General features: G+C 65.9%; 16 protein-coding genes. 7 read left to right on the top strand and 9 right to left on the bottom strand.

Annotated elements, in window-relative coordinates; translation table 11 throughout:
• Position 1: 1 nt before the first annotated feature.
• Together rplM and QW845_RS00155 are read right to left on the bottom strand one after the other, a co-directional pair.
• A complete protein-coding gene (gene rplM, locus QW845_RS00160) occupies positions 2-466 on the bottom strand; it encodes a 50S ribosomal protein L13 (RefSeq protein WP_315799673.1) in 465 nt (154 codons plus the stop codon).
• A 158-nt stretch (positions 467-624) separates the two neighbouring features.
• The gene (locus QW845_RS00155; protein ID WP_315799672.1) at positions 625-1,053 is read right to left on the bottom strand and encodes a PaaI family thioesterase; all 429 of its coding nucleotides are present in this window, start codon (positions 1,051-1,053) and stop codon (positions 625-627) included.
• 70 nt (positions 1,054-1,123) lie between these two features.
• Between QW845_RS00155 and QW845_RS00150 the strand changes: the two genes are divergently transcribed.
• The 3 genes from QW845_RS00150 (at position 1,124) to QW845_RS00140 (ending at position 4,277) form a co-directional block, all read left to right on the top strand.
• Entirely contained in the window at positions 1,124-1,945 is an 822-nt protein-coding gene (locus tag QW845_RS00150; protein WP_315799671.1) for an enoyl-CoA hydratase, read from the top strand.
• Between the two features lie 238 nt (positions 1,946-2,183).
• Entirely contained in the window at positions 2,184-2,768 is a 585-nt protein-coding gene (locus QW845_RS00145) for a CoA-binding protein (RefSeq protein ID WP_315799670.1), read from the top strand.
• 225 nt (positions 2,769-2,993) lie between these two features.
• A complete protein-coding gene (locus tag QW845_RS00140) occupies positions 2,994-4,277 on the top strand; it encodes an O-acetylhomoserine aminocarboxypropyltransferase (RefSeq protein ID WP_315799669.1) in 1,284 nt (427 codons plus the stop codon).
• A gap of 229 nt (positions 4,278-4,506) precedes the next feature.
• On the opposite strand, the gene QW845_RS00135 is transcribed toward QW845_RS00140, so the two are convergent.
• On the bottom strand, positions 4,507-4,701 hold the full coding sequence (locus QW845_RS00135; RefSeq protein ID WP_315799668.1) for a hypothetical protein: 195 nt from the start codon (positions 4,699-4,701) through the stop codon (positions 4,507-4,509).
• 313 nt (positions 4,702-5,014) lie between these two features.
• Here QW845_RS00135 and QW845_RS00130 point away from each other — a divergent pair, with 313 nt between their 5' ends.
• A complete protein-coding gene (locus QW845_RS00130; RefSeq protein WP_315799667.1) occupies positions 5,015-5,350 on the top strand; it encodes a hypothetical protein in 336 nt (111 codons plus the stop codon).
• Between the two features lie 55 nt (positions 5,351-5,405).
• Here the strand turns inward: QW845_RS00130 and QW845_RS00125 are convergent, their stop codons facing one another.
• The 4 genes from QW845_RS00125 to QW845_RS00110 all read right to left on the bottom strand — a co-directional run bounded on the left by QW845_RS00125 (position 5,406) and on the right by QW845_RS00110 (position 7,946).
• Complete coding sequence (locus QW845_RS00125) at positions 5,406-5,642, bottom strand: transcriptional regulator (protein ID WP_315799666.1); 237 nt, start codon at positions 5,640-5,642, stop codon at positions 5,406-5,408.
• A gap of 115 nt (positions 5,643-5,757) precedes the next feature.
• Positions 5,758-5,958, bottom strand: coding sequence for a hypothetical protein (locus QW845_RS00120; protein ID WP_315799665.1), 201 nt, complete (start codon positions 5,956-5,958; stop codon positions 5,758-5,760).
• 4 nt (positions 5,959-5,962) lie between these two features.
• On the bottom strand, positions 5,963-6,256 hold the full coding sequence (locus QW845_RS00115; protein WP_315799664.1) for a BrnT family toxin: 294 nt from the start codon (positions 6,254-6,256) through the stop codon (positions 5,963-5,965).
• A 601-nt stretch (positions 6,257-6,857) separates the two neighbouring features.
• Positions 6,858-7,946: a COX15/CtaA family protein gene (locus QW845_RS00110; RefSeq protein ID WP_315799663.1), complete on the bottom strand. Its 1,089-nt coding sequence runs from the start codon at positions 7,944-7,946 to the stop codon at positions 6,858-6,860.
• A 102-nt stretch (positions 7,947-8,048) separates the two neighbouring features.
• Between QW845_RS00110 and QW845_RS00105 the strand changes: the two genes are divergently transcribed.
• Positions 8,049-8,270, top strand: a complete 222-nt coding sequence (locus tag QW845_RS00105) for a DUF2842 domain-containing protein (protein WP_315799662.1) — start codon at positions 8,049-8,051, stop codon at positions 8,268-8,270.
• On the opposite strand, the gene QW845_RS00100 is transcribed toward QW845_RS00105, so the two are convergent.
• Positions 8,271-9,332 (bottom strand): polysaccharide deacetylase family protein, encoded by a 1,062-nt coding sequence (locus tag QW845_RS00100; protein ID WP_315799661.1) that lies wholly within the window; start codon positions 9,330-9,332, stop codon positions 8,271-8,273.
• A gap of 275 nt (positions 9,333-9,607) precedes the next feature.
• On the opposite strand from QW845_RS00100, the gene QW845_RS00095 reads away from it, so the two are divergent.
• Positions 9,608-10,852 (top strand): GNAT family N-acetyltransferase, encoded by a 1,245-nt coding sequence (locus QW845_RS00095; RefSeq protein WP_315799660.1) that lies wholly within the window; start codon positions 9,608-9,610, stop codon positions 10,850-10,852.
• Here the strand turns inward: QW845_RS00095 and QW845_RS00090 are convergent.
• Complete coding sequence (locus QW845_RS00090) at positions 10,849-13,146, bottom strand: lipopolysaccharide biosynthesis protein (protein WP_315799659.1); 2,298 nt, start codon at positions 13,144-13,146, stop codon at positions 10,849-10,851. The two genes, QW845_RS00095 and QW845_RS00090, sit on opposite strands and share 4 nt — an antisense overlap.
• Before the next feature lie 364 nt (positions 13,147-13,510).
• Between QW845_RS00090 and QW845_RS00085 the strand changes: the two genes are divergently transcribed.
• Positions 13,511-14,644: a glycosyltransferase family 4 protein gene (locus tag QW845_RS00085; RefSeq protein WP_315799658.1), complete on the top strand. Its 1,134-nt coding sequence runs from the start codon at positions 13,511-13,513 to the stop codon at positions 14,642-14,644.
• Positions 14,645-14,725 lie beyond the last annotated feature (81 nt).

Here is a 14,725-nt window from a genome sequence, read left to right as displayed (position 1 = left end):
CTTATGCGGCCCTCGTGTTCTTGCGGTTCAACTTGGCGATGTCGATCTTCTCGGGGTTCTGCGCCTCGTGCGGATGATCAGGTCCGCCATAGACACGCAGATTGCCCATCTGCACGCGGCCGAGCGGGCCGCGCGGGATCATGCGCTCGATGGCCTTCTCGATCACGCGCTCGGGGAAGCGGCCCTCGAGGATCTGGCGCGCGGTGCGCTCCTTGACGTGGCCGACATAGCCGGTGTGCTTGTAGTACGTCTTCTGCTCGCGCTTGCGGCCGGTCAGCACGGCATGCGCGGCATTGACGATGATGACGTTGTCGCCGCAATCGACGTGCGGGGTATAGATCGGGAGGTGCTTGCCCCGCAGCCGCATCGCGACCAGCGTGGCGAGACGACCGACGACCAGACCCTTGGCGTCGATGACGACCCACTTCTTCTGGACCTCGGCCGGCTTTGCCGAAAAGGTTTTCATGAGAGATATCCGTGACAGGGAGAATGCGGCGCGGGTGACGCGCCGAACTGGTCGCAGCTTCTAGAGAAGCGGCCTGCATTCGTCAACGCCATCCACGCGAAATTAATACAATAAAAACAGCGACTTACAAATATGGTGCAATAATACCCTCAAAAACCCTACGCATTAGGAATGGAATAGGTCGCCGTGACATGGGCGATCGGATCAGGCGATTCCCCTGACAACAGCGTGACTTCGCCGACCGCAAGCCGCTTGCCGAGCTTGAGCAGCCGCGCCTCCGCCAGCACGTCGGCGCCGGCCGCGCCCTTGCGCAGGAAGTTGATGTTGAGATTCGTGGTCACGGCGAGCCCGACCGGGCCGATCGCCGACAAGAGCACCACGTACATCGCGAAATCGGCCAGCGCCATCAGTGTCGGCCCGGAGACGGTGCCGCCTGGGCGCAACATGCGCTCGTTGAAGCGCTGGCGCATCCGGCAGCTCTTGCCATCGGCGCTCTCGATCGAAATGTCGCCGCCGGTGCGGAACGCCTGGGGAAATTCCGCGTGCAGGAACGCTTCCAGCTCCGCGATGGTCATCTTCGCCGTCATGTCTCCCCCTGCTCTCGTCGTCGCTCATCTGTTACATTAGCTGCATCGACGCGCCCATATGGAAATCGCAATGTCCGCCCCTGCCCTCGCCGACGCCGCCGATACGCCGATTTTGTTGCGCGAGATGGCGGGCGCCGTCGCCGTGCTCACGCTCAACCGCCCGGCACAGCGCAACAGCCTGTCGGAGCCGCTGATCGCAGAGCTGCATCAGGCCCTGGCCGAGATCGGCGCCGACAAGGCCGTGCGCGCCGTGGTGATCGCAGCAAATGGCCCGGCGTTCTGCGCCGGCCATGACCTCAAGGAACTCACCGCGCATCGCGGCGACGCCGACCGCGGCCGCGCCTTCTTCGCCAAACTGATGAATGCCTGCAGTGCGATGATGCAGGCGATCGTGCATCTGCCGAAGCCCGTTGTCGCGTCCGTGCAGGGCATCGCCACCGCCGCCGGCTGCCAACTGGTCGCGAGCTGCGATCTCGCCGTCGCCTCCGAGCGCGCCTCGTTCGCTACGCCCGGCGTCGACATCGGCCTGTTCTGCTCGACGCCGATGGTGGCGCTGTCGCGCAACGTGCCCCGCAAGCAGGCGATGGAGATGCTGCTGACCGGCGAGCCGGTTCCCGCCCCGCGCGCCCGCGAATTGGGCCTCGTCAACCGCGTGGTCACGGCCGGCACGGAGCGCGACACCGCGATTGCGCTGGCACAACAAGTGGCGCGCAAATCGGCCTATACGATCAAGCTCGGCAAGGAGGCATTCTACCGCCAGGCCGAGATGAGCCTTGCCGACGCCTATCGCTATGCGGCAGAGGTGATGACGCAGAACATGCTCGCCCGCGACGCGGAGGAAGGCATCGGCGCCTTCATCGAAAAGCGGACGCCGACGTGGCGGGATGAGTGAGCACCGACGCTCTCTCCGCCGTCATCGCGAGCGCAGCGCCGCGATCCAGAGTCCCACCCGAGCCCCTGGATTGCTTCGTCGCTGTCGCTCCTCGCAATGACGGTTTCAGCAACTTCGTCATTCCGGGGCGATCCGAAGCATCGAACCCGGAATCTCGAATTGGTCGAACTCAGCTCGAGATTCCGGGTTCGCCCTCCGGGCGCCCTGGAATGACGGCAACTAATAGAAGCGCGAGCCCATGAATCACGACACCTACCCCGACGACTACATCCGCGGCATTCTCAACGGTGTGAAGGTGATCGCGATGGTCGGCGCCTCGCCGTCCGAGATCCGGCCGAGCTTCTTCGCCTTCAAATATCTGGTGCAACGCGGCTACGACATGATCCCGGTGAATCCCGGCCATGTCGGCAAGAGCCTGATGGGCCGCCCCTTCGTCGCCTCGCTCGCCGACATCGGCCGCCCGATCGACATGGTCGACATCTTCCGGAGCTCGCAGCACATCATGCCCGTCGTCGACGAGGCGCTGAAGCTCTCACCCTTGCCGAAGGTGATCTGGATGCAGCTCGGCGCGCGTGACGATGCGGCGGCCGAGAAGGCCGAGGCCGCCGGGCTGAAGGTCGTGATGAACCGATGCCCCAAGATCGAGTATGGCCGGCTGTCGTCGGAGATCTCGTGGATGGGCGTCAACTCCCGCACCATCAGCGCCAAGCGCGCGCCAATCCCGACCCAGGGCATGCGGCTGTCGCTGAACCGCACCAGCGTCGGCGGCGGCGCGACGGCCGCGGCCGACCGCGCCGCGAAGGACAGAAGCGATCCCACCTGACGCATCTGCGAAAGGAACGTGTCGCGACGACGGCGCGACACAGCAGCGCATTTCAAATCGGAGCGATCCGCGCCGGCAGCCTTGACGCCATCCTGGCCGCTGGCAAATGTCCTCCGCCGGGATGACGCGGAGGCGCACGATGCGCGCTATCGACACCGTCTCCCATCATCGATCCCTGCGCCAGCCGGCGCCGGCGCGCAACGGATCAAGCCAAGAGGAAACACCATGACCGAACGTGCCCCGGGATTTGCCACCCTCGCCATTCACGCCGGCGCCCAGCCCGACCCGACCACCGGCGCGCGGGCGACGCCGATCTACCAGACCACGTCCTTCGTGTTCAACGATGCCGACCACGCCGCCTCGCTGTTCGGGCTGCAGGCGTTCGGCAACATCTACACCCGCATCGGCAACCCGACCAACGCCGTGCTGGAGGAGCGCGTCGCCGCGCTCGAGGGCGGCACCGCCGCGCTGGCCGTTGCCTCGGGCCATGCCGCGCAGGTCGTGGCGCTGCAGCAGTTGCTGTCGCCCGGCGACGAGTTCATTGCCGCGCGAAAGCTGTATGGCGGCTCGATCAACCAGTTCACGCACGCGTTCAAGAGTTTCGGCTGGAACGTGGTGTGGGCCGACACAGACGACGTCGCGAGCTTCGAGGCCGCGGTCTCGCCGCGCACCAAGGCGATCTTCATCGAGTCGCTCGCCAATCCCGGCGGCACCATCACCGACATCGAGGCGGTCGCGCAGGTCGCGCGCAAGGCGGGCGTGCCGCTGATCGTCGACAACACCTTGGCCTCGCCCTACCTGATCCGCCCGATCGATCACGGCGCCGACATCGTGCTGCACTCGCTGACCAAGTTCCTCGGCGGCCACGGCAACTCGATCGGCGGCGTCATCGTCGATGCCGGCACCTTCGACTGGGCCGGCGGTGGCGACAAATATCCGATGCTGACGCAGCCGCGTCCCGAATATCACGGCATCCGCCTGCACGAGACGTTCGGCAATTTCGCCTTCGCGATCGCCTGCCGCGTGCTGGGCCTGCGCGATCTCGGCCCCGCGCTGTCGCCGTTCAACGCCTTCATGATCCTGACGGGCATCGAGACGCTGCCGCTGCGCATGCAGAAGCACTGCGACAACGCCAAGGCGGTCGCCGAATATCTCAGCAGGCATCCCGCCGTGGCGTCGGTGAGTTACGCCGGCCTGCCCGAGGACAAGTATCACACGCTCGCCCGCAAATACTGCCCGAAAGGCGCCGGCGCCGTGTTCACCTTCTCGCTCAAGGGTGGCTACGATGCCGGGGTCAAGCTGGTGTCGAACCTGAAGCTGTTCTCGCATCTCGCCAATGTCGGCGACACCCGCTCGCTGGTGATCCACCCGGCCTCGACCACCCACAGCCAGCTCGACGATGCCGCCAAGATCAAGGCCGGCGCCGGCCCCGACATCGTCCGCATCTCCGTCGGCATCGAGGACAAGGAAGACCTGATCGCCGACCTCGAGCAGGCGCTGAGCGCGTAGGCGGGTCGGCAGCTGCGCTGAACGTGCGGCGATCTCAGACGCGAGTTGCACACGCATATCGCCATCGACGTCATGCCCGGGGCTTGACGAACGGCTGAGACCGAGATGGCGATCCGGGCCTCGAAAACAAAGAGAGCGCGACAGGCCTCCCCTGGCCTTCCGCGCTCTCTTTCGTCCCACGGTCATGCCGTTGCCGGCGTCTCGGACCGCGCCCTCGTTAACTCCGGATCTAGCTCAGCAGCACCAGCAGGCTCGCCTGCGCGGGGCTCGTCAGCGGAAGCGCGGCGGTCGCGATCGACCGGCGCGCCGTCAGCGCCTGGCGACAGGCGGCGACCTCGTCGGCGATGGCAAGATGCGGTTGCGACGCTTCAGTCCTGGACAGCAGCCTGAGACGTGCGGACGCCGACATCACGATGACCGACATGCGCGAACCCTTCTGGTCTGACACTCTGATGGAAATGCAGCAGAGATTTTCATCCCGGACGCAGACAGTGCTGGTTTGCGTCCAGCCGGCCTTCAAAATCGCCGGCACCCGTAACCTTGCACCCGCAGAACTTAACAAAAGCTGAAAAAGCCCGTCCTTCTACGGGTGATTGCAGCCCCGTTCCGCGCGCTGGAAGGTTTTCGTTAACCATACAGGGCCCATCCTGCCGGCCATGGAATCGCTCCGGTGCAGCCAACAGCACCGATGTCGCATGGCATCACGCCGGCCGTCCCGGAGCTGCAAGGAGAGCAGAATGCGAACGTTGGTGATCATGATGCTGCTGGCGGCCATCGCGGCGAATGGCGTCGTGCTCGCAGCCGACCTGCCGGCCGTCCACGACAAGCTCGTCCACTACAAGGCCCGCCGCGCGGTCAAGGCGCCGCCCACAATCGTCGTCGTCAAGGACCAGGACTCGCTGATCTCCCCGATGTGGCCCTCGACCCCGCTGCTGCTCGGCCGCCAGGAGCTGCCCGGCTACTACGGCCGCGCCTTTTCCTACGACTACCAGGGCGCGTATTACGGCGGCGAAGGCTACACGAGCTACATGTTCCGCCTGCCCTATGCCTGCGGCGTGTACGGGTATTGTTGAGTGTAGCGCTAGTTTGCGGGGTTGGCAGCCGACTTCAAGGAGTCCAAACCACTACTTACTCAGCCGCGGCAACGCGCACCTCGAGCTGCACGCCCGTCTCAGCCTGCAACACATTGATCACACCGAGCAGGTTCTCGGCCGTCGAATTGCCTGAAGGACCAAACATGCGCATCAGGCTCTTCGGCGGTCGGCCGAGCGCCTTGCTCAATGCGTCGAAGCCAATCGTTGCATTGATGTAGGCACGCAAGCGGGCGCGCCCTTCGTCGACTTCACCGAGCAGCAGAGCGCTCACTTTCCTTGAACATCGCCTCGCGAAAAGCCGGATCGCGTTCCGCGCGCGCTTGCAGCGTCTCTCGAAAGTCCCTAGTCAAGCGCATCGTGAGGTCCGTCATAGCAGCGCTAAAGAGCTATTTCGCAGCCTCGATCCGCTCAATATCCTCCTTGAGGAGCGTGTTGACGAGCTCGTTCAGCGAGACGCCGCGCGCACTGGCAAGCCCTGCGAGATGATCGAGCACATCGGGCTCCAGATGTACCGGCGGCACGATGCGCGCTCCCTTGCGAAAGAACTTGCCGCGCTCCGCATTGGAGAAATCGTATTCGTTCTTCATCGGATCATCCATTCTCGTAGGAGCGGATTTCGCGCCGGGTCGGCCGACGAACCGAAATGATACGGATCGCTGCGCGGTCTACTGCCAGTTCCGTATAGGTATGCACAACCAACAGCAGCTCGTGGGCAACGTTGCGTCCCATCGTAACCCATCGTTCCTCGCCTGCGCCAGACCCGTCGTCCAGACGCGAGAGCGCCAACGGATCGCTGAAAACGCTCATCGACTGCTCAAAGGCGACACCATGCTTCCGCCGATTGTTCTCTGCCTTTGCCGGGTCCCAATCGAACTCGAATTGCATAGTCAGCCCCAATCGACGAACCGTCGCATCGCCGCGCTTGCCAAACGACCCAACTCAGTTTATGTTCTCTTTTTGTTCCTATCCAGCCGAGGGGCGCTTCCGGATCGTCCAGTTGCGTGGGGTGGGAATGCGGTGGACGTGGCGGGCCGTGCGTGGGCGAATGCTTGCGCGGACGAGCGGCTGGTCACGGACGGCGAAATCGCGTGGTCCTGGCGCCCCGACGCTGGCGCCAAGTCTCGTGTCGGTGCTTTCAGCATCGCGCGGGGTGACGGGGGCAAGACAGCCGGTCCCCGGGGAGATCGCGTATAAGCGTTAAAACCATCGCGCGGGGAAGGCCGGGTGTTTTCGGCCGTACCTGTGGTGACCGCCGCGTGCTTTTTTCTTTGCACGCGGGCCATGGGTGCCGGCCAGGCATCCGGCCTTCCCCGCGCCCTCGCGTGTTTCGAGGGCGAAACGACCGGCATGGCTCGGCGCTATCGGCGCGCGAGGATGAGAGTTCATGTCTCGACGTCATTGCGAGCGAAGCGAAGCAATCCAGAGTCGCGGGCGTGACTCTGGATTGCTTCGTCGCTTCGCTCCTCGCAATGACGGCGGTGAGGCCCTACCCTGCTTGCCCCGCAACGACAGCCGCCTGCGGCACTGCGACCGCGGCCACACGCCGCGGCGCAAGGCGCTCGGCCTGCAGCACGGCGAGCGTCAGCACGATGATGGCCGTGCCCTGATGCGACAGCGCCAGCGAGATCGGGACCACCATCAGCAGCGTTGCGATGCCCAGCACCGCCTGCACCAGAATCGCCGCGAGCAGCCGGTGCGCGCCGCGCACCACGGCGCGGCCGGCGCCGGCGCGCATCACGTCGAAGGCGTGCCAGGCGGCGAGCGCGAGCAGCGTGTACGCGGTCATGCGATGCATGAACTGCACCGTCAGGTCGTTCTCGAACAGGTTGATCCACCACGGCGAATGGATCCACAGATGGGCCGCCTTCGGAATCAGGCCGCCGTCGATCTCCGGCCAGGTGTTGTAGACGAGGCCGGCGCGCAGGCCCGCGACCAGCGCGCCGAGATAGAGCTGCACGAAGGTGACGCCGACCAGCACCCAGGATATCAGCCGCAGCCGCGCCGGCGCCTCGGCCGCCTCGCGCGGCTTCAGCCGCTGCAAGGTCCAGACGATCGCAGCATAGATCAGCAGCGCCAGCGACAGATGCGTGGCGAGGCGGACCGGCGCCACCTCGGTGCGCTCGGTGAGGCCGGAGGCCACCATCCACCAGCCGACCGCCCCCTGCAGCGCGCCGAGACTGAAGATCAGCCACAGCCTGCGGCCGAGCGGGCCGGAGACGGCGCCACGCCACAGGAACCACAGGAACGGCAGCAAATAGACCATGCCGATGACGCGGCCGAGCAGCCGGTGGCTCCATTCCCACCAGAAGATGGTCTTGAACGCGTGCAGGGTCATGCCGGCGTTCATCTGCCGGTACTGCGGAATGGTCTTGTAGGCCGCGAAGGCGTCGCTCCAGGCCTGCTCCGTCAGCGGCGGCAGGGTGCCGGTGACCGGCTTCCATTCGACGATCGACAGCCCGGATTCGGTCAGCCGTGTCGCGCCGCCGACCAGCACCATCAGCGCGATCAGGCCGGCCACGACGAGGAGCCAGATGCGGATCGCGGCGAGATCTGTCGTGCGGGGAACCGTGGTCATGGATGTTGAACGCTCGATTGAACCGGGGCTGACAGGCCCTTATAATCCCGACCAAATCGCGCGCAAGCCGCGCCGCCCCCAGCCGAGGCTGACAATCCCGTCATGACGATCCGCACCCGCAAACTGATCGGCGCTGTCGCGCTGCTGCTGCTCGCCTTCGCCTGGTCGATGATGGGCATGGTGATGGCGCAATTCCCCCTGATCGCCAATTCCGGCTGGCTGCAGGCGGTGTATTACGTCGTTGTCGGCATGGGATGGGTGCTGCCGGCGATGCCGATCGTCAGTTGGATGCTGCGCCCCGATCGGGAGCAACAGCAGGGCTGATCAGCCGAGATCGAGCTTCGGCGGCTGCGCGGCTTTCTCCCGCGGCAGGGTCACCCCGGCCATCAGCACCTTCAAGGCGCGCAGCGAGCGCGAGCGGCCGTCCCAGGCGATGCGCGGCAGCATGTGCAGATGGGTGCGGCCCTCGCTCTGCACGACGCCTGACATCGCCGAGGCCGCGCTGACGAAACCCGCCTGCTCCGCGAGCACGACATCGCTGCGGCGGAACGAGGAGCGGTCGCCGAACGGATACGCCATGTGCCGGACCGGGCGGCGCAGCGCCGTCTCCAGCACCGCCCTGCCCATCGTGACTTCGCGCTGGGCGTCGGCATCCCTGAGATTGGCGAGCACGGGATAATGCACGGTGGCACTGCCGATCGTGACGTTGGGGTCGGCGGCGAGCCGGGCGATGTCGGCCCAGTCCATCGCGGACTCGCGGCTCAGCGCGGTGAGATCGACCGAGTGGCGCGAGCAGAGGTCGCGGATCGCGATCGACAACTCGGCTGGCGGCAGCTTGCGCAGCCACGCCGAAAGATACGCGAACAGCTCGTATTTTTCCGCCGGCGTAAACACGTTGAAGCGCTGCTCACGATGATCGATCACGAGGCTGATGCGGGCCTCGCGCGCGATCACGGCCTCCAGCGCCAGCCACCAGGCTTCGCCGAGCCCGTCAGGAAAGGCCGAGGGCACGTAGACGGTGAACGGCACGCCGTGGTGCGCGAGCACCGGATAGGCGTGCGTGATCAGGTCCTTCGCGGCGCCGTCGAAGCTCAGGCAGGCGAAGCGACGGCTGTCGGGCAGCCGGACCGACCGGTCGCAGGCCTCGTCGAGCGAGACGATCTCGTAGCCCCAGCGCTTCAGCGCCCGGATCACCTTGTCGAGGAAGACGGGCGTGATCTCCGCGCATGTCAGCGGCTGGAACGCGCCCTTGCGCCGCGGCCGCACCCGCTCGAACCGCAGCACGGCACCGGCGCCGGCCGCGGCTCGCGAGGCGAGCAGCGTGCGACCGCTGAAATAGGCCAGCTCGAGCCGGGCGCTGCGCAGCCACCTGTTGTCCGACGACAATTCCCGCGCCCCTTCCGAAAATCCCACTTGAAACCAGACCGTCTGCGCCCACCTGATGCGGACAGACCATGGCGCGATCGCGTCATGATCACCGCCATCCGATGATAGCGATCATCCGCCGTCAAGATCGCGTGGCCGCTGCCGATTTGAACAGGTCTTTGTTTGCGTCATTCCCGATTTGGGACGAAGTCATTGCCATTACCTTTTGTTGAGACTTCTTTGCGAGGGTCTCCCGACGTCAAGCAACAAAATTCCACGACAACGCGAGCTGCGCGATGACCATGGCCGCCGTGATCGAGAGCCGGACGGCGCAGGCGCCCGCGCGGCGGCTGCCGTCGGGGCTCGCGCGGGTCGACATCGTGTCCGATCTGGCGGCCGCCGAGCCGGTCTGGCGCGCGCTCGAAGATCCCGCCCATGTCTCGACGCCGTACCAGCGCTTCGACCTGCTCGGCGCATGGCAGCGCGACGTTGGCGCGCGCGAGCATGCGACGCCGTTCATCGTCATCGGGCGTGATGCCGAGCAACGTCCGCTGCTGCTGTTGCCCCTGACGTTGCGGCACGCTTGCGGCATGCGCATCGCCAGCTTCATGGGCGGCAAGCATACGACCTTCAACATGCCGCTGATGGATGGCGAATTCGCCGCGCGCGCCAGCGCCGGCGATCTCGACGTCCTGCTCGCGGGATTGCGCGATCACGGCGGCGTCGACGTGCTCGCCTTGACGCAGCAGCCGCAGCGCTGGGGCGATCTCGCCAATCCGCTGGCGCAATGGCCGCACCAGCCGTCGGTGAACGACTGCCCGGTGCTGCTGATGCCGCCGGGCGCCGCGCCGACGGCGTTGTTGTCGAATTCATTCCGAAAGCGGCTCAAGAGCAAGGAAAAGAAGCTGCAGGCGCTGCCCGGCTATCGCTACATGGTCGCGGGCAGCGACGCCGAGATTGCCGAGCTGCTCGACTGGTTCTTCCGCACCAAGCCGATCCGCATGGCCGAGCAGAAGCTTCCGAACGTGTTCGCGGAAGCAGGTGTCGAGGCCTTCGTGCGCAGCGCCTGCATGGCCAAGCTCGGCTGCGGACATCGCGCCATCGATATCCATGCGCTGCGCTGCGATGCCGAGATCATCGCGCTGTTTGCCGGCGTCGCCGACGGGGCGCGCTTCTCGATGATGTTCAACACCTATACGCTATCGGAGAATGCGCGCTGGAGCCCCGGGCTGATCCTGATGCGCTCGATCATCGATCACTACGCGCAACAGGATTTTCGCGCCCTCGATCTCGGCATCGGATCGGACGACTACAAGCGGATGTTCTGCAAGGACGACGAGCCGATCTTCGACAGCTTCATGCCGTTGACCGCGCGGGGCCGCGTTGCCGCAACGACGATGGCTGCGGTCAGCCGGGCCAAGCATGCCGTCAAGCACAGCCCTGCCCTGCTCCGTCTGGCGCAGCGCCTGCGCGGCGCGCTGCAATCGCGTGGCGGCGTCGCCAAGGCCAACGAGAACGAGAACGAGAAGGCCGAAGACTAGGCGGCGACGCCGCGCGGCCCCGGCTGGTTGCGGTTCGCGCCTCCGCCCGGTGCCTTCAGCATCGTGACGGCACCGAAGCCGACCTCGCGCAGCTGCTCGCTCATCTGGCTGCGCGCCTCGGCGGCCATGATGGGATCGGGCACGACGACGGCGCGCGCGCCCGCGGTCAACAGCTCGGCCGGCAGGTCGGAGGCATTGCCGGCGTCGAGCAGGACGTGGTCGTAGACCCGCAGCAGCGCGTCGATGGCGAGCGCGAGCCGCGGCGATTGCAGTTGGCTGCGGTCCGCGCCCGGGCGGCCGGCGTTGACGATGTGCAGCCGCGAGGCCTGGTCCTTGGTGATGATGGACGCGAACGACGCCTCGCCCAGCATCAGCTCGATCAGGCCGGGCGCGGCCGGATCGACCGAGACGCCTGCAAGCAATTGCGGGCTGCCGGCGAGGTCGACCAGCACCACGCGCGCCTGCGCCGCCATGGTGCGGGCGATCGCGAGCGCGGTGGACGTGACGGCATCGCCGCCGGCCGTGCCGAGCACGGTGACCTTGCGGGCGCCCTCGCCCGCGGCGAGCAGATCGGATGCGAGCTGCTCGAGCTCGTTCATCTGCGCTGGCTTGATCGGCTCGGCCGACGGCGCCTCGGCCGCCTGCATGGCCGTGACGGGCGGCGGTACGAAAGCCGGATGCGTGGCCTCAACCGGCGCCGGCGTCGAAGGTGGTGCAACGGCCGGCGATGCGGAAACCGTCCGCGGGGCGATCATCGGCTCGACCCGCGCCGCGAGCACCATGACGTCGGCCATGCTGCCCATGGCCGGGGCGGTGGGGCCCGCCGCGCGCGGCGCCGTGAGGCGCAGCAGCTCTCCGGTGATGACCACGCCTGAGGTCAGCATCAGGGTCGCCAGCGTCGCGATCAGCACGATCGGCAGCTTCTTCGGATAGGCCGGCGTATTCGACACCACCGCCCGCGAGATGATCCGTCCATCCGCCGGCGGCGTGTCGAGCGTTTCGCGGGTGTTCGCCTCGCGGTATTTGGCGAGATACGATTCCAGCAGGTCGCGCTGCGATTTGGCATCGCGCTCCAGCGCCCTCAGCTGGACATCGAGGCCATTGGTGGAGGTGGCCTGCTTCTTGGCCTGCTCGAGGCTCTGGCTCAGCATCTGCACCCGCCCGTCGGCGATGCGCGCGTCGCTGTCGAGCGAGCGGGAGATCTTGCCGGCCTCGTCGCGGATCTGGCGATCGAGATCAGCCAGTTGCGCCTTTAATTCCTTGATGCGCGGATGATTGTCGAGCAGCGTCGACGACTGCTCGGCGAGCTGCGCACGCAGGCTCACGCGCTGCTCCGACAAGCGTCGCATCAGTTCCGAATTGAGCACCTCGGATGCCTCGATCGGCTGGCCGCTCTGCAGCATCTCGCGGATCAGCCGCGCCTTGGTCTCGGCGTCCGATTTCAAGGCGCGGGCGTTGTTGAGCTGGGTGTTGACCTCGCCCATCTGCTGGTTGGACAGCGAGGTGTTGTTGGTCCCCATGAACGAATTCGACTTGGCGCGGAACTCCTCGACCCGCGATTCCGCCTCCTCGACCTTCTTGCGCAGCCCCTGGATCTCCCCGGCCAGCCACTGGCTGGCCGACTTCGCCTGCGCCTGGCGGGCGTTCTGCTGAACCACGAGATAGCCGTCCGCGATCGAATTCGCGACCTGTGCCGCGAGCGCCGGATCCTGCGACTGGAACTCGACGACGAGGACGCGCGATTTGTCGACGGCGTAGACCGTCAGGCGCTCGTAATAGGCATCCATGACGCGCTCGTCCGGCGTCATGGCAAGCGGATCCTTCACGAGCCCGACCATGGCCAAGACGGACTTCAGCGGCGACACGCCGCGCAGGACGGGATCAAACTCCGGCAGCTCACCCAGCTTGTTCTTCCTGATGATGTCGCGCGCCAGATCGCGCGACAGCACCAGTTGCACCTGGCTGGTGACCGCCTCGGGATCGAGTGCCGTTCGCTCCTCGGTACGCTCGCCGTTCGGCCGCACGAACACGTTTTCGCGGCCGTCGATCAGGATCCGCGCTTCGGACTTGTACCGCGGCGTGATCATGTTGACTGCGGTGATCGACAGAACGAGAGCGAGCAGCGTCGGCAAAAGAATGAAGCCGCGCTTTCGTGCCAAGGCGCGGCCGACCAGCCGGAGATCGAGATCGCCGGCCGGGCCCGGCTCGGCCGACGATGGCGAGCCTGTCACGGGTCGGACGGAAGCTCCGTCAACCTGTGTCGTCTTGCCGGCACGCCAGAACGCCAACCGCATCATCCACTCCCGCGAGACCTACGCCACGCCGCTACCATACGTGGTACAATTACACTCCATTAAGGTTGCTGACGGGTTAACCGGAGCGCCTGCAACCTCGCCCTATAGAACAATCGTCATCCTTCGCCATATGCTGCTCGCTACAAGTAGGCTTGCGCCAGATCGTCACAATGTTGGAGCGAGCTCGCCCGGCAGCGACGACAAGTGAGACTTTGTTAACCATCAAGCCTCTATCGAGGTTGGAGCTATCAATATTCAGCGACGAGAGGCGCCCGTGCTTCCTCTATCCGCCAGTCGTCAGATCAGCACCCTCGGCGGAGCCTGGCGAAACCACGCGCAACCCGATGGCGCGGGCGAGTTCGACATGGCACCGTCGCAGACCAAACCTCTCAAAATCCTTCACGCCGTCAGAGCTCCCGTCGGCGGCATCTTTCGGCACATCCTTGACCTTGCCAACGGTCAAGTGGATCACGGGCATGACGTCGGCATCATTGCGGACAGCCTGACCGGCGGCGAACGCGCCGATGCCGCGCTGGCCCAGATCGCGCCCCGCCTGACACTCGGCGTGCACCGCATTCCCATTCACCGGGAGCCTTGGCCGAGCGACATTCTGGCACTCAGCCGGTTCCATCGCCTCTCCCGCGCGCTCGCCCCCGACGTGCTGCATGGCCACGGCGCGAAGGCCGGCGCGTTCGTCCGCCTGCTGCCGCATCGGCCAGGAACGATCCGTATCTACACGCCTCACGGCGGCTCGCTGCACTACCCGCTCGACACGCTCAAAGGCGCGCTGTACGGGCGGCTTGAACGTGCGCTGATGAACCGGACGGACCTCTTCCTGTTCGAGAGCGCCTTCGCCCGCGATACCTATGAGCGCATGATCGGCCATCCCAGGGGATTGGTGAATTGCGTCTTCAACGGCGTCACTGCAGGCGAATTCGACCCGGTCACGCCGGCTCAGGACCAGACCGACCTGGCCTATGTCGGCGAATTCCGGCACATCAAGGGCACGGATCTGCTGATCGACGCCGTCGCGCTGTTGCGCTCCCGTGGCCGGCCGCTGACGCTGACGTTGGGCGGCGACGGCGAAGAGATGTCGAAGCTCAAGGCTCAGGTCGAACGCCTCGGTCTTACGGCCGCGGTGCGCTTCATCGGCCATGTGAAGGCGCGCGACGGATTTTCCAAGGGAAGCCTGCTCGTCGTTCCCTCGCGTGGCGATTCCATGCCTTATGTCGTGATCGAAGCGGGTGCCGCCGGGGTTCCGATGATCGCGGCCAGAGTCGGCGGCATTCCGGAAATCTTCGGACCGCATAACGACGCGCTGTTCATGCCGGGCAATGCGACCGCGCTGGCCGACGCAATTGCAGCCGCACTGGACGATCCGGCCACCGCGCAGCTCCGCGCCAAGGCGCTGCGCGAGCGCGTCTTCCAGCATTTCTCGCAGAAGGCGATGGTCGAGGGCGTGCTCGACAGCTACCGCGAGGCGTTTACCAAGACCTGACGTCATTTACCATCGCTAACCGTTTCTTCCGATTTGGCCCGTAATCCCGCCGGTAGGGAATTTCCCCCGGCGCTATCAGCG

It is taken from the genome of Bradyrhizobium sp. SZCCHNS3002 (genome assembly GCF_032377435.1).
Lineage (GTDB): Bacteria > Pseudomonadota > Alphaproteobacteria > Rhizobiales > Xanthobacteraceae > Bradyrhizobium.
The sequence above is the reverse complement of the archived record's forward strand: the minus strand, read 5'-3'. Positions and strand labels throughout refer to the sequence as shown.

Bases quoted from the DNA above. Each gene is read 5' to 3' on its own strand.
- QW845_RS00140 (WP_315799669.1), top strand. From the start codon at position 2,994: ATGACCGAACGTGCCCCGGGATTTGCCACCCTCGCCATTCACGCCGGC.
- QW845_RS00135 (WP_315799668.1), bottom strand. From the start codon at position 4,701: ATGTCGGTCATCGTGATGTCGGCGTCCGCACGTCTCAGGCTGCTGTCC.
- QW845_RS00120 (WP_315799665.1), bottom strand. From the start codon at position 5,958: ATGAAGAACGAATACGATTTCTCCAATGCGGAGCGCGGCAAGTTCTTT.
- QW845_RS00095 (WP_315799660.1), top strand. From the start codon at position 9,608: ATGACCATGGCCGCCGTGATCGAGAGCCGGACGGCGCAGGCGCCCGCG.
- QW845_RS00105 (WP_315799662.1), top strand. From the start codon at position 8,049: ATGACGATCCGCACCCGCAAACTGATCGGCGCTGTCGCGCTGCTGCTG.
- QW845_RS00110 (WP_315799663.1), bottom strand. From the start codon at position 7,946: ATGACCACGGTTCCCCGCACGACAGATCTCGCCGCGATCCGCATCTGG.
- QW845_RS00085 (WP_315799658.1), top strand. From the start codon at position 13,511: ATGGCACCGTCGCAGACCAAACCTCTCAAAATCCTTCACGCCGTCAGA.
- rplM (WP_315799673.1), bottom strand. From the start codon at position 466: ATGAAAACCTTTTCGGCAAAGCCGGCCGAGGTCCAGAAGAAGTGGGTC.
- QW845_RS00150 (WP_315799671.1), top strand. From the start codon at position 1,124: ATGTCCGCCCCTGCCCTCGCCGACGCCGCCGATACGCCGATTTTGTTG.
- QW845_RS00155 (WP_315799672.1), bottom strand. From the start codon at position 1,053: ATGACGGCGAAGATGACCATCGCGGAGCTGGAAGCGTTCCTGCACGCG.
- QW845_RS00130 (WP_315799667.1), top strand. From the start codon at position 5,015: ATGCGAACGTTGGTGATCATGATGCTGCTGGCGGCCATCGCGGCGAAT.
- QW845_RS00145 (WP_315799670.1), top strand. From the start codon at position 2,184: ATGAATCACGACACCTACCCCGACGACTACATCCGCGGCATTCTCAAC.
- QW845_RS00090 (WP_315799659.1), bottom strand. From the start codon at position 13,146: ATGCGGTTGGCGTTCTGGCGTGCCGGCAAGACGACACAGGTTGACGGA.
- QW845_RS00115 (WP_315799664.1), bottom strand. From the start codon at position 6,256: ATGCAATTCGAGTTCGATTGGGACCCGGCAAAGGCAGAGAACAATCGG.